The sequence below is a fragment of the Mesorhizobium sp. M6A.T.Cr.TU.017.01.1.1 genome, assembly GCF_004023115.1.
Classification (GTDB): Bacteria; Pseudomonadota; Alphaproteobacteria; order Rhizobiales; family Rhizobiaceae; genus Mesorhizobium; species Mesorhizobium mediterraneum.
Genome location: NZ_RZTA01000089.1, coordinates 15,173 through 27,474, shown reverse-complemented (window position 1 = coordinate 27,474; position 12,302 = coordinate 15,173). Strand labels below are relative to the sequence as shown.

Below are 12,302 nucleotides of genomic sequence, written 5' to 3'. Positions count from 1 at the left end.
CGCGGCTCTCTTGAATTTCGCAGAGGGCAGATCTAGAAGCGAACTTCTTCGTCGCCAGCGGCGCGCCGCCCTCGTTGGTGAGGCGTATATAGTCGGCGCCCGTCCAAACTGTCAACAACCATTTCAATCTTTCTTGAATTTTTTGCGACAAAAGATTTTCGGTAGCCGACTTCCGCGATGGCATGGGAATAACAAAGCCGACCGCCACGCCGGAGCCCTATTGCCGCCGCATTACGGCTTGACACCAAGGCGAACAAAGCAGGCGTGCGCACCACCCGCGCGGCGCCGCTTATAAGAGACTGTAAGAGAGCCACTAAGAGAGAAGTGTGATTGGGGATTTCGGCCGAGGCCAGGCGCTTCGTTGACTTCGCCCGCCGTGACAGGCAAATGTCATGGCCACAACAAAAGCGACAAGCCGTCCCGCCCGGGGAAGAAGCAGCCTTTCTGGATGCCAGATACGGAAAATGTCATAGCCGAACTCGGCAACGAGCCGCCGCTGATTGCGGACGGTCGCAGTGGCCCGCCCGACCGGCGCGAGGTTTCGGCACGCTGGCTGTCGGGCACCTTTCTGACCGGCGTGACGTCGAGCGTGCTGATGGGCGTGGCGCTGTTCGCGGCTCTTGACGGCCGTCAGCAATTGGCAACGCCGCCCGAGATCGCCGAACTGATCAGCCTTGCAAGAGGCGACGATTCCGGCGAGGTCGCCAAGACCACCAGGCTGGTGGCCCCACGCCAGATCGCCAAGGCCAAGGACCGTCGGCGCATGGAAGTGTCGATGGTGACCAAGGTCGGCGACCGCGACGTCATCCACACCATGCCTTTCGTGCAGATCAAGATGGCGCTTGCCGCCGCGCACACGACCAGCCGCGCCTATCCGCCTTTCAACCCGATGCAGGTGTTTGGCGACGACCGCGACGACAATGCCGGCCAGCCGGCGACCGCCGCCGCCGCCGGCCAGATCTATGGCGCCAAGGTCGAAAGCGAGATGAGCCTGAAGACGGTCGATTTCCCGATCGAGACGGCCGCCTTCGACGAAAAGAGTGACTTGTCCGCCGACGAGGTGGAAAAGGTGGTGCGCGAGGCCGGCACGGGCCTGAGCGACGGCGCCGTGCAGGTTGCATCGCTGCATTATGTCGACCCGCAGCGATTCGGCGATGCGTTCGCCGAGAGCATGGCCGGTTCCTACGACGTCAAGATCGTTCCTGAAAACGTCTCGGTGTCGCTGCGCGCTGCCCCCGATGATCAGGCGCCGGCCTTCGCCGAGGAAATCATCCCTTTCACCCGAGACCGCGACATAGTCGAGGCCTTCGCCGATTCGGGCTATACGGGCGAGGACGCCACCGGCATGGCCGAGGCGATCGCCAAATTGCTGAATGCGACAGCGCTCAAGGCGGGAACCGTGCTGCGCGTCGGGCTCGAGATCCATGGCGACGCCGCCAAGGTCGTTCGCACCGGCATCTACGACCGGACCCAGCATATTGTCACCATCGCGCTCGACGATCACGGCCAATTTGTGCCGGCGCAGGAGCCGGAGCCCAATCCCGAATTGCTGACCGCATTCGACGATTCGCCCGCACCGGTGGTGCGCGGCAATCTGCCGAACGTCTATGATGGCATCTACCGCGCCGCCTACTCCTACGGCATGTCCAAGGCGATGACCAAGCGGCTGATCAAGCTCCTGGCGTCCGGTGTCGATTTCCAATCGCGGCTCAATCCGTCGGATCGCATCGAGGTGCTGTTCTCGCAGCCGGACGGCGACGACCAGGCGTCCGACGAGTCCGAGCTGCTCTATGTCTCGGCGAGCTTCGGCGGCACGACTCGCAATTTCTACCGGTTTCAGATGCAGGACGGCAGCACCGACTATTTCGACGAGGACGGCCGCAGCGCCCAGCAATTCCTGCTGCGCAATCCCCTGCCGGCAGGAAAATTCCGTTCCGGCTTCGGTGCCCGCAGGCATCCGATCCTCGGCTATGTGCGCATGCATACCGGCGTCGATTGGTCAGCCGCCATCGGCACGCCGATCATTGCCGCTGGCAACGGTGTCGTCGAGAAGGCCGGCTGGGCCGGCGGCTATGGCAAGCAGATCATCATCCGCCACGCCAATGGCTACGAGACCTCCTACAATCACCAGAGCGCTTTTGCCAAAGGCATCGCGCCGGGCGTGCGCGTCCGCCAAGGCCAGACCATCGGCTTTCTCGGTCAGACCGGCCTCGCCACCGGTCCGCATCTCCACTACGAGCTGATCGTCAACGGCACCAAGGTCGACCCGATGCGTGTTCGCCTGCCGGTCGGCAAGGTGCTGAAGGGCGACGACCTCGTCGCCTTCAAGCGTGAGCGCGGGCGCATTGATGACCTGCTCAAGCAGGAAGACAGTGATTCGCTGAAGGTCGCGAGCGCCAAGATCGAAGGCTGAGCGACCTTGGAGCCTTTCTGGGCTTCTCAGCTTTGCGGATTCTCAGCTCGACGCGACCAGGGCAGTCGCTCGCCGGAAACAGTCGTCCACGCCACGATCGCTGAGAGCAGGCAAAGCAGCGCGGTCACCAAGGCGACGGCCGCGAACGCTGCGTCGCTGGCGGCAAGCCTTGCTGCATCGAGGTCCGGTGCCAGGCCTGCTGGCGCCGGTTCGCCGAAACCCGGAACGCCGGACGCGGAACCGATGTTCAGCGCTGCCGCATAGACCCAGGCCGCCAGTGATCCCATCGCCGCCACCGCGATCAGGCCGCCAATGCGCGAGACGGCATTGTTGATTCCCGACGCGGCACCCGTATCCTTGTCCTCGACCGCCGTCATGATCGCCGTCGACAGCGGCGACACGACCAGCGCCATGCCGAGCCCCATCAGCGCCATCAGCGGAAACACTCCCCACCAGAAACTGTGGATCCCGGCATAGGCCAGCAAGGCAAGCCCGGCAAAGGCGACAGCGACGACAAGACTGCCGCTGGCGATCGGAAAACGCGGACCGATCCGGTCGGACCACTGGCCGATCGGCCCCGACAACAGCGCGATCAAGACCGACAGCGGCAGGAAGATGAAGCCGACCTCGGCCGCGCTCAGCCCCCATCCGGCGATCAGCAGCATCGGCAGGTAGAACAGATTGGCCGACAGCGCGAAATAGAGGAAGAAGGTCGCCACATTGGCGCCGGCGAAAGCGCCGACCCGAAACAGCGAGAGATCGATCATCGGCTCGCGCTGCCGGCGCTCGAAGACAATGAACACGATGAGCAGCACAGCGCCGGCGGCAATGCTCGGGCCAGACATTTGCCCCTCGCCCTCTGCGCTCATCGAGGTCAAGCCATAGGCAAGCGCCCCGAACGCCAATGTGGCGAGGGCAGCGCCGCCGAGATCGAGGCTGCGCTTTTCCGTCGGAGCGTCGGCCGGGACCTTGGCGAGCAGGAGATAGATCGAGACAAGTCCAAGCGGCAGATTGACCGCGAAGATCACCCGCCAGATGCCGTCGCCGAAGGCCGACAAGACAACGCCGCCCAGCACCGGGCCAAGCGCCGTCGTCAGCGCCGAGGCCGCCGCCCAGATGCCGATCGCCCTGCCGCGCTCCTTCTTCGGATAGGCCTTGGCGATAATGGCGAGGCTGCCCGGCACCATGATGGCGGCACCGATGCCCTGAACGGCGCGGAACGCAATGAGCACTGGCGGGTTCGGCGCCACCGCGCAGGCAAGCGAGGCGGCAATGAACAGCGCGATGCCTGCCACGAAAGCATGCCGCAGGCCAAAGCGGTCGCCGGCAGCGCCGCCGACAAGGATGAGCGCCGAAAGCGTCAGCGCATAGGAGTTGGAAATCCACTGCGCCTCGGCGAAACTGGCGCCGAGGTCGAAGCGGATCGCCGGCGTGGCGATAGCCAGGATCGAACCGTCGATGAAGCCGAGCGCGGAAGCCAGGATCGCCGCGATCAGCACGAACCTGCGCCGCGATTGCGGGCAAAACGTATCGGCCGGGAGCGGCCTGACCAGGGGGACGGCGTCGGCGCCGACTTCGCATGGAGAACGCATGAAGCCTGCTTAGACCTCCTACGCGCCCGCAACAACCGGCCAGAGGCTTGCTGTCGTTGAAACCAGAACAGGATCGAGACCTCTAAGTCGCCCGTCCGCGGTTCCTTGTCGTGCGAAGGATTTGGGATATGGCGCTCAGTCGATGAACTCCACCGTGACGCCCGGCGACACGATTTTGGCCAGCTCGCGTGCGTCCCAATTGGTCAGCCGCACGCAGCCATGGCTTTCGGTCTTGCCGATCTTGGAGGGGTCGGGTGTGCCGTGAATGCCGTAGGTCGGCTTGTCCAGCGCGATCCAGACCGAGCCGACGGGGCCGTTCGGGCCCGGCGGGATGGTCAGTATCTTGTTGTTTTCGCCCTGCTTGAAATTGATGTTCGGGTTGTAGGTGTAGTTCGGGTCGAGAGCGACCCGCGACACCGCATGCGTGCCGGTGGGCGAAGGCGTGTCCGCCGAGCCGATGGTAGCTGGATAGGCCGCGATTAGCTTGCCCGACGCGTCATAGGCGCGGACCTGCTTCTTGCCCTTGTCAGCGATGATGCTTGCCACCGGCTTCGCCACCAGTCTGCCGAAATTGACGACCTTGATGATCGTGCCAGGACGGTTGAAATTGGCTTCCGGATTGAGCGCCTTCAGATAGTTCTCGTCCATGTGGAATCGCTCGGCGAGCGCTTCGGTGACGGAGGTGTAGCTCAGCCGGTCGAGCTGCGCCTTCTGGCTGTAGTCTTCCGGCACCGAGGCGACATAGGGGCCGGCCGCATCTTCGGGCGTGATATTATAGGAGGCGAAGGCATCGCCGCCGGATTGCTCAAGGGCCGCCTGGATGCCGACCACATCGGTGGACCTCAGATTGCTGCCGGTGATCTCGTTATAGGCGGCGAGCGCCTTGTCGACATTGGAGCCGAAGCGTCCGTCGACGACGCCGGGCGAAGCGCCGGCGCGGTCGAGCAGCACTTGCAACGCAGCAACATCCTGGCGCGCACCGAGCGAGAGCGACGGGTCGACCGCCGTTTCGCCGCCGATCTTTGGCGGCAGCGCCGCCTGGTCGCCCGGCGCCGTCGGCTCGACTGGCTCGATCGAAGCCTCGTTGAGTGGCTGGCGCTTGACGGTGCGCGGCTTTGCCGGCTGCGGCGCTTCCGGATAATTATTGCCATAGCTGCCGTCATCCCGCGGGGCTTCGGGAAAAGCTTCCATCGAATTGTCGCTATAGGGATCGTATTCATCGACCGGCGGCACGACGATCAGGCCTTCCTCTTCCAATTGCCTGCGGCGCAGACGCGCCGTGTCTTCCGGATCGTCGAGATAATAGCGGTCGTCCTCGACCGGTCCGAGATTGCGCAAGCGCTCTTGGCGCAGCGCACGGCGATCGAACCTGGTCTGCGGTGGCTGGATGGCGAGGACCTTGCCGGTTTCCGCATCGACGATGACGCGGTTTCCCCTGGCGTCATAATAGACGTCGAAATCACCGTTCTGGGCGACCAGCACACCACCGGCATCGGCCGCACGGGCAGATCGCGGCGCGATGTCTTCCGTCGGCGCGGCCATTGCGCTCGAAGAGAGCAGCCCGGCGGCGAGCGCCGAAAGGGTGAAGATCGTGCGGAACATGTTGGCCAAATTCTCCGGTCCGTAATTGCCGCCGCCCGGCGTTGTCTCTTTAGAGCGCCGCGCGTCCTTCCGGACCCGCAAAGGGCGCTCTAACACTTTAATCTCCGCATCGCGCTTTTTTGAAAATCGAATTGGATTTTCGGGCCGACGCGATCGATCAACCCCTTCGCCAGCAAATCAGTTGGCGACCATAAGGTTCCAACATGAACCGGGCATGAAGATGGCGGATTTCTGGCGGTCTGGAGTTAGAACACTAGCTGGCGGCGAGCCCCAATTCCTTGCGCGCCTGTTTGGTCAGCTTGAGGACGACAAGGCGATGGCTTTCGCACAGATAGTCCTTCAGCGCGTCATCGTCCATGCTTTGGCTTGTCTGGCGCTGGATCCATTTCATGCCGCGTGACGCGAGATAGGGCGCGGGCCGAAGGCCCGGCTGTTCCTTCAAGATGTCATAGGCGATGTCGGAGCATTTGAAGGTGACGAACGGCTCCTTCCCCTCGCTCCAACCGCCGATCGCAAAGACCTTGGCTCCGACCTTCCAGACATGGGCGCCGCCCCACTGGACGACATGGCTCGTTGCAGGCAACGAGGCGCAGAAGCTGTTGTAGTCATCCAGCGTCATCTGCGCCCCCGCCATTTATGCAAGCCGACTCGAAGTCAGGCCGCCGCCTCGGTCGCCACGACCGTCGGCTTCGACCGGAAATTCAACCGGTCGGAACCGGCGGTGACCTTGACGGTCGAGCCGTCGAGGATGTCGCCGAGCAGGATCTTTTCCGCCAGCGGGTCCTGCAACTCCTTCTGCATCACCCGCTTCAGCGGCCGCGCGCCATAGGCCGGATCGTAGCCCTTGGCCGCCAGCCAATCGACCGCCTCCTGGTCCAGCGAAAGCGTGATCTTGCGATCGACAAGCAGGTTTTCCAGCCGCTTGAGCTGGATCTCGACGATGCGGCCCATATCCTGCCGGCGCAGCCGGTGGAACAGGATCACCTCGTCGACGCGGTTGAGGAACTCCGGCCGGAACGACGCCCTGACGACGCTCATCACCTCGTCGCGCACGACATCGACGTCCTGGTTCTCGCCGAGATTGACCAGATATTCGGCGCCGAGGTTCGACGTCATGATGATCAGCGTGTTGCGGAAATCGACCGTGCGGCCCTGCCCGTCGGTCAGCCGGCCGTCATCGAGCACCTGCAGCAGCACGTTGAACACGTCGGGATGCGCCTTCTCGATCTCGTCGAACAGCACGACCTGGTAGGGCCGGCGCCGCACCGCTTCGGTCAGCGCGCCGCCTTCCTCGTAGCCGACATAGCCGGGAGGCGCGCCGATCAGCCGGGCGACCGAGTGCTTCTCCATGAATTCCGACATGTCGATACGCACCATCGCGCTCTCGTCGTCGAACAGGAAGCTGGCGAGCGCCTTGGTCAGCTCGGTCTTGCCGACGCCCGTCGGTCCGAGAAACATGAACGAGCCGATCGGCCGGTTCGGGTCCTGCAGGCCGGCGCGGGCACGGCGCACGGCTTTCGACACGGCCTGCACCGCTTCGCCCTGGCCGACGACTCGCTTGCCGATCTCATCTTCCATGCGCAACAGCTTGTCGCGCTCGCCCTGCAGCATCTTGTCGACCGGAATGCCGGTCCAGCGCGACACGATATGGGCGACATGATCGGGAGTGACCACTTCCTCGACCATGCCGACCTTGCCGTCTTGCGCCTCGGCCTGCGTCAGCTTCTTCTCGAGTTCCGGGATCTTGCCATAGGCCAGCTCGCCGGCGCGCTGGAATTCACCCTTGCGCTGGGCAATGGCGAGCTCGTTGCGTGCCTCGTCGAGCTGTTTCTTCAGGTCGGCGGCGAGCCCGAGCTTCTGCTTCTCGGCCTGCCACTTGGAGGTCAGTTCGGTCGATTCCTCCTCCAGGGCGGAAAGATCCTTTTCGAGGCGGGCAAGCCGATCCTTCGACGCGTCGTCCTTCTCGACTTTCAACGCCTCACGCTCGATCTTGAGCTGCATGATACGGCGGTCGATCTCGTCCAGCGCTTCGGGCTTCGAATCGACCTGCATCCGGAGCCGCGACGCGGCCTCGTCGACAAGGTCGATCGCCTTGTCCGGCAGAAATCGGTCGGCGATATAGCGGTTGGACAGCGACGCTGCCGCGACCAGCGCCGAATCCGAGATGCGCACCTTGTGGTGCTGCTCGTATTTTTCCTTCAGGCCGCGCAGAATGGAGACGGTGTCTTCGACGGTCGGCTCATTGACGAAGACCGGCTGGAAGCGGCGGGCAAGGGCCGCGTCCTTCTCGACATGCTTCCGGTACTCATCGAGCGTCGTCGCGCCGACGCAATGCAGTTCGCCGCGTGCCAGCGCCGGCTTCAACAGGTTCGACGCATCCATGGCGCCATCCGCCTTGCCGGCACCGACCAGCGTGTGCATCTCATCGATAAACAGGATGATGCCGCCAGCGGCAGCGGTGACTTCCGAAAGCACCGCCTTCAGCCGCTCCTCGAATTCGCCGCGATATTTTGCACCGGCGATCAACGACCCCATGTCGAGCGCCATCAACTGCTTGTCCTTGAGCGATTCCGGCACGTCGCCATTGACGATGCGCAACGCCAGCCCTTCGGCGATCGCCGTCTTGCCGACGCCGGGTTCACCGATCAGCACCGGATTGTTCTTGGTGCGGCGCGACAGCACCTGGATGGTGCGGCGGATCTCGTCGTCGCGGCCGATGACGGGGTCGAGCTTGCCGGCGCGGCCGTCGGCGGTGAGGTCGCGCGCGTACTTCTTCAGCGCATCATATCCCTGCTCGGCGCTCGCCGAGTCGGCGGTGCGGCCCTTGCGGACCTCGTTGATCACCTGGTTCAGCGCCTGTGGGGTCACGCCGGCTTTGGTCAGGATATCGGCGGTCTTGGCGGATTTCTCGACCGCCAGCGCCGTCAGCAGCCGCTCAACCGTGACGAAACTGTCGCCGGCCTTCTTGGCCAGTTCCTCGGCGGTCGAGAACACTTTGGCCAGCGGCTGCGCCAGATAAAGCTGGCCGTTGCCGCCTTCCACCTTGGGCATTGCCTCAAGTGCTGTCTCGACGCCAAGCTTGGCGTCGCGAACGCTGCCGCCGGCGCGCTCGATCAACGACGCGGCCAAGCCCTCGTCGTCGTCGACGAGCACTTTCAATATATGTTCGGGGGTGAACTGCTGGTGGTTGCGCGAGAGCGCCATTGTTTGCGCAGACTGGATGAAGCCGCGCACGCGCTCGGAGTATTTTTCAAGATTCATATCTGTCTCCTTCCGTCACCGGCCCGCTTTGCGGCACCGGATCAGATTGCGGTGACGGACCCGCCCGTTCGAGCCGGGTCCTGTTCACGCGAGATATGGTGCGCAAGCCACGGCCCCTCAAGACGTCCGGTAATGGCGAACGCATAATATTCCACGGGCGCACAAACAAAAACGGCGGAGATTCTCTCCGCCGCCCAAGAATGCCTGAAAGCCTTGCTCGATCAGTTGTTGACGTCGACGATGGCGGGCTCGCCACCGGCGTCTTCCGCCGGCGCTGCATTCCCATTATCGGCGCCAGCATTGTCGTTGCCGCCATCCACCTGGTTAGCATTGACGCGCGGACGGCGCGGACGCCTGGGGCGGCGGGCAGCGCCGCCTTCAGTGGCTGCTTCGTTCATCTCGGCCTGGGCAGCGAGAGCCGCCGGCGAAAAGTTTTCGAACTGCGGCGCGGGTTCGGCCACAGAAGCAGGCTCAACCGGAGACACAGCTTGCGCCTGCACGGGCGTTTCATTCTGTACTGGCGTCTCGTTGCGCCGGTTCTGGTCGCTGCGCTGTCCGCCCTGCTCGCCGCGCGCACCATATTCGCCGCGCTGGCCGTTCTGGCCGTAGCCGCCATTGGGGCGGCGGTCACGATGGCGGCCGCCATTGTTGTCGCGTCCACCGTTGTCGCGCCCACCGTTGTCGCGATTGTCACGGCCGTTGTCACGGCCGTTTTCCTGGTTGAACGCCAACTCGGCTGGCGTGCCGTCGATGACCGGCTGCGGGCCGGCACCGTGGTTGACCACCGGAGCCGCCGTCTCACCGACGTTGCTGTTGCCGGCATTGTCGAACTCGTCGCGATCTTCGTCGCCGTCATCGTCAAAATCGTCGCGATTCTGCTGAGCGCTCTGGATCGGTATCTGCGCCTGTGCGGCAGCGATGATGCGATTGTAGTGCTCGGCGTGCTGGAGATAGTTTTCCGCCATCACCCGGTCGCCGGAGCTTTGCGCGTCACGGGCAAGGGTTGCGTATTTTTCGGCGATTTGCTGAGCCGATCCGCGGATCTTCACGTCCGGACCGTTGCTCTCGTAGTTGCGCGTCAGGGGATTTGGGCCCTTGCGGTTGTTGTTATTATTGTTGTTACCGCCGCCGCCGCTGTTGTTGCGACCGCGCATGCGCCTGTTCTGCTGTTGTGGCCTCATTCGACTCTCTTCATTTTGAAATTTTCGAAAACTCTTCACGAACGGAGGCGCTCATGCAGCCAGCCGTTTCGTCTCTTCACCGGCGTTCGCCCGCATCGATTGCGTTGGCGCCACGTGTCATCCTGTTCCGGTTACATCACTTATCGGACGATTCCCGCACGAAGCTTGGGCGTCGTTTGCGCAAGAAGGCAGCTATTTCCAAGGAAACCGAATCGCTAAGAGCACTGCCTGCTTCGTCTCATCCGGTTAAGGCGACCCTAGCCGCATTCCCCGGCATTGCCAAGCGTTTTTTCGCACTGCATCACGGCTTTGTCAGTTCAAAGATCAGAACCCTGTCGTTTCCGCCAAGATCCCAGAATACCCCCGCCGGCGCATAGCCGGCTGCGGAGAATATGTCAGTGACCTCTTTGCGTTGCGTGTGGCCGATCTCGACCGCAATCCTGCCTTCGGCTTCCAAAAAACCTGCCGCCTCGGCGGCAATGATCCTGTAGGGACTAAGACCGTCCACGCCGCCATCAAGGGCTCGGCGTGGATCAAAATCGCGAACTTCGTCCTGCAGATTTTCGATGTCTATGGACGCTATATAGGGAGGGTTGGCGGCAATTACATGGTATCGGCCAAAAACTTTTTCGAACCAGTCGGATTTGAGCACCTGAAACCGGCCGGCCAACCCCAATTCCTCGGCATTGCGCATGGCGGTCGCCAGCGCGCCTTGCGAAATATCGACACCGGTGGCGACCGCCGCCGGAACGGCGCTGAGCAGCGCCAGCGCGATGGCGCCGGTGCCGGTGCCGAGATCGAGGATGCGGCATTCGCCTTGCCGTGCGGCTGTGGTCTTCACGAAGGGCAGCACTGCTTCGACCAGCGTTTCGGTATCTGGTCGCGGCTCCAGCGTTTCCGCTGACAGCGACAGGCGCAAGCCGTAGAATTCGCGATGGCCGAGGATGCGATGCACCGGCTCGCCGGCGATGCGCCGTCTCAAGGCTGCATCGATCGCGGCAATCGCGCCGGCATCGACCCTGCATTCGGGATCGGCGATGGCTTGTGTGCGGGTGGTGCCGGAAAGATGTTCGACGATCAGCCTGGCATCCAGCGCCGGATCGGCGACTGCGGCCGCGGCAAGGCGGGCCCGCGCCGCTTTCAGCAGTGGCCCGAGTGTACCAGGCAGATTGTCAGCCATCGAGGCCGATATCGGCGAGCAGCTTCGACTGGTGATCGGCCATCAGCGCGTCGATGATCTCGTCGAGTTCGCCCATCATAACCCGGTCGAGCTTGTAGAGCGTCAGATTGATGCGATGGTCGGTGACGCGGCCTTGCGGGAAATTATAGGTGCGGATGCGCTCCGAGCGATCGCCCGAACCGACCTGCGATTTGCGCGATTCGGAGCGCTCCTCGTCAGCCTTGCCGCGCTCAAGGTCGTAAAGCCTGGCGCGCAGGATCTGCATGGCTTTCGCTCGGTTCTGGTGCTGCGACTTCTCCGCCTGCACCACCATGATGCCGGTCGGCAGATGGGTGATGCGCACCGCCGAATCGGTGGTATTGACGTGCTGGCCGCCCGAACCCGAGGCGCGCATCGTGTCGATGCGGATGTCTTCGGCCCTGATGTCGATGTCGACCTCTTCCGCTTCGGGCAGCACGGCAACCGTCGCCGCCGAGGTGTGGATGCGCCCGCCGGCCTCGGTCGCCGGCACGCGCTGCACGCGATGCACGCCGGACTCGAATTTCAGATGGGCAAAGACCCCCTTGCCTGAAATGGTGGCGATGATTTCCTTGTAGCCGCCGACCTCGCCCTCGCTTGCCGACGCCGTCTCGAAACGCCAGCCGCGTGCCGCAGCGTAGCGTTCGTACATGCGAAACAGGTCGCCGGCAAAGAGAGCCGCCTCATCGCCGCCGGTGCCCGCGCGGATTTCGAGGATGGCGTTCTTGTCGTCGGCGGCATCCTTGGGCAGAAGCAGGATCTGGATGTCCTTCTGCAACGCTTCGATGCGTTGCCTGACCTCGGGCAGATCGGCCTCGGCCAATGCCCGCATTTCGGCATCTGTGCTTTTGTCGGCGAGCATCGCCTCCAGATCGGCCTGTTCGTGCTCGGCGGTGCGCAGCGCCCTGATCTTTGCCACCATCTCCTGGATGTCGGCATATTCCGACGCCATCTTGACATAGGCGTCCGCCGCCGGCCCGGCCGACATCTGCGCTTCGAGCACGTCGAAACGCTTGACGACTTGATCCATACGGTCACGGGGCAGGTTGATCATG

Annotated in this window: 8 protein-coding genes and 1 pseudogene; 1 reads left to right on the top strand and 8 read right to left on the bottom strand. The window is 63.4% G+C overall.

The features are described from left to right. Positions 1-208, bottom strand: a pseudogene (locus EOB36_RS34720) (hypothetical protein); the annotation flags it as partial. Positions 209-448: 240 nt separating this feature from the next. Between EOB36_RS34720 and EOB36_RS24275 the strand changes: the two are divergent. Continuing rightward, complete coding sequence (locus EOB36_RS24275; protein ID WP_164759368.1) at positions 449-2,413, top strand: M23 family metallopeptidase; 1,965 nt, start codon at positions 449-451, stop codon at positions 2,411-2,413. 26 nt (positions 2,414-2,439) lie between these two features. Here EOB36_RS24275 and EOB36_RS24270 read toward each other — a convergent pair whose 3' ends face one another. The 7 genes from EOB36_RS24270 to prfA form a co-directional block, all read right to left on the bottom strand. Continuing rightward, the gene (locus tag EOB36_RS24270) at positions 2,440-4,005 is read right to left on the bottom strand and encodes an MFS transporter (protein WP_127206628.1); all 1,566 of its coding nucleotides are present in this window, start codon (positions 4,003-4,005) and stop codon (positions 2,440-2,442) included. Positions 4,006-4,140: 135 nt separating this feature from the next. After that, positions 4,141-5,607, bottom strand: a complete 1,467-nt coding sequence (locus EOB36_RS24265) for a L,D-transpeptidase family protein (RefSeq protein WP_127206630.1) — start codon at positions 5,605-5,607, stop codon at positions 4,141-4,143. A gap of 253 nt (positions 5,608-5,860) precedes the next feature. Next, positions 5,861-6,226 (bottom strand): MmcQ/YjbR family DNA-binding protein, encoded by a 366-nt coding sequence (locus EOB36_RS24260; protein WP_127206740.1) that lies wholly within the window; start codon positions 6,224-6,226, stop codon positions 5,861-5,863. 35 nt (positions 6,227-6,261) lie between these two features. After that, complete coding sequence (gene clpB, locus EOB36_RS24255) at positions 6,262-8,868, bottom strand: ATP-dependent chaperone ClpB (RefSeq protein WP_127295425.1); 2,607 nt, start codon at positions 8,866-8,868, stop codon at positions 6,262-6,264. A 221-nt stretch (positions 8,869-9,089) separates the two neighbouring features. Next, on the bottom strand, positions 9,090-10,049 hold the full coding sequence (locus EOB36_RS24250; RefSeq protein ID WP_127206524.1) for a DUF4167 domain-containing protein: 960 nt from the start codon (positions 10,047-10,049) through the stop codon (positions 9,090-9,092). A gap of 301 nt (positions 10,050-10,350) precedes the next feature. After that, positions 10,351-11,229, bottom strand: coding sequence for a peptide chain release factor N(5)-glutamine methyltransferase (prmC, locus tag EOB36_RS24245; RefSeq protein ID WP_127206525.1), 879 nt, complete (start codon positions 11,227-11,229; stop codon positions 10,351-10,353). Next, on the bottom strand, positions 11,222-12,301 hold the full coding sequence (gene prfA / locus EOB36_RS24240) for a peptide chain release factor 1 (RefSeq protein ID WP_095486024.1): 1,080 nt from the start codon (positions 12,299-12,301) through the stop codon (positions 11,222-11,224). Before prfA ends, prmC begins: the two co-directional genes overlap by 8 nt. Between the last annotated feature and the right edge of the window lies 1 nt (position 12,302).

Excerpts from the sequence above, each read along its gene's own strand:
- EOB36_RS24275 (WP_164759368.1), top strand. The coding sequence starts at position 449 with ATGCCAGATACGGAAAATGTCATAGCCGAACTCGGCAACGAGCCGCCG.
- EOB36_RS24270 (WP_127206628.1), bottom strand. The coding sequence starts at position 4,005 with ATGCGTTCTCCATGCGAAGTCGGCGCCGACGCCGTCCCCCTGGTCAGG.
- EOB36_RS24265 (WP_127206630.1), bottom strand. The coding sequence starts at position 5,607 with ATGTTCCGCACGATCTTCACCCTTTCGGCGCTCGCCGCCGGGCTGCTC.
- EOB36_RS24260 (WP_127206740.1), bottom strand. The coding sequence starts at position 6,226 with ATGACGCTGGATGACTACAACAGCTTCTGCGCCTCGTTGCCTGCAACG.
- clpB (WP_127295425.1), bottom strand. The coding sequence starts at position 8,868 with ATGAATCTTGAAAAATACTCCGAGCGCGTGCGCGGCTTCATCCAGTCT.
- EOB36_RS24250 (WP_127206524.1), bottom strand. The coding sequence starts at position 10,049 with ATGAGGCCACAACAGCAGAACAGGCGCATGCGCGGTCGCAACAACAGC.
- prmC (WP_127206525.1), bottom strand. The coding sequence starts at position 11,229 with ATGGCTGACAATCTGCCTGGTACACTCGGGCCACTGCTGAAAGCGGCG.
- prfA (WP_095486024.1), bottom strand. The coding sequence starts at position 12,301 with ATGATCAACCTGCCCCGTGACCGTATGGATCAAGTCGTCAAGCGTTTC.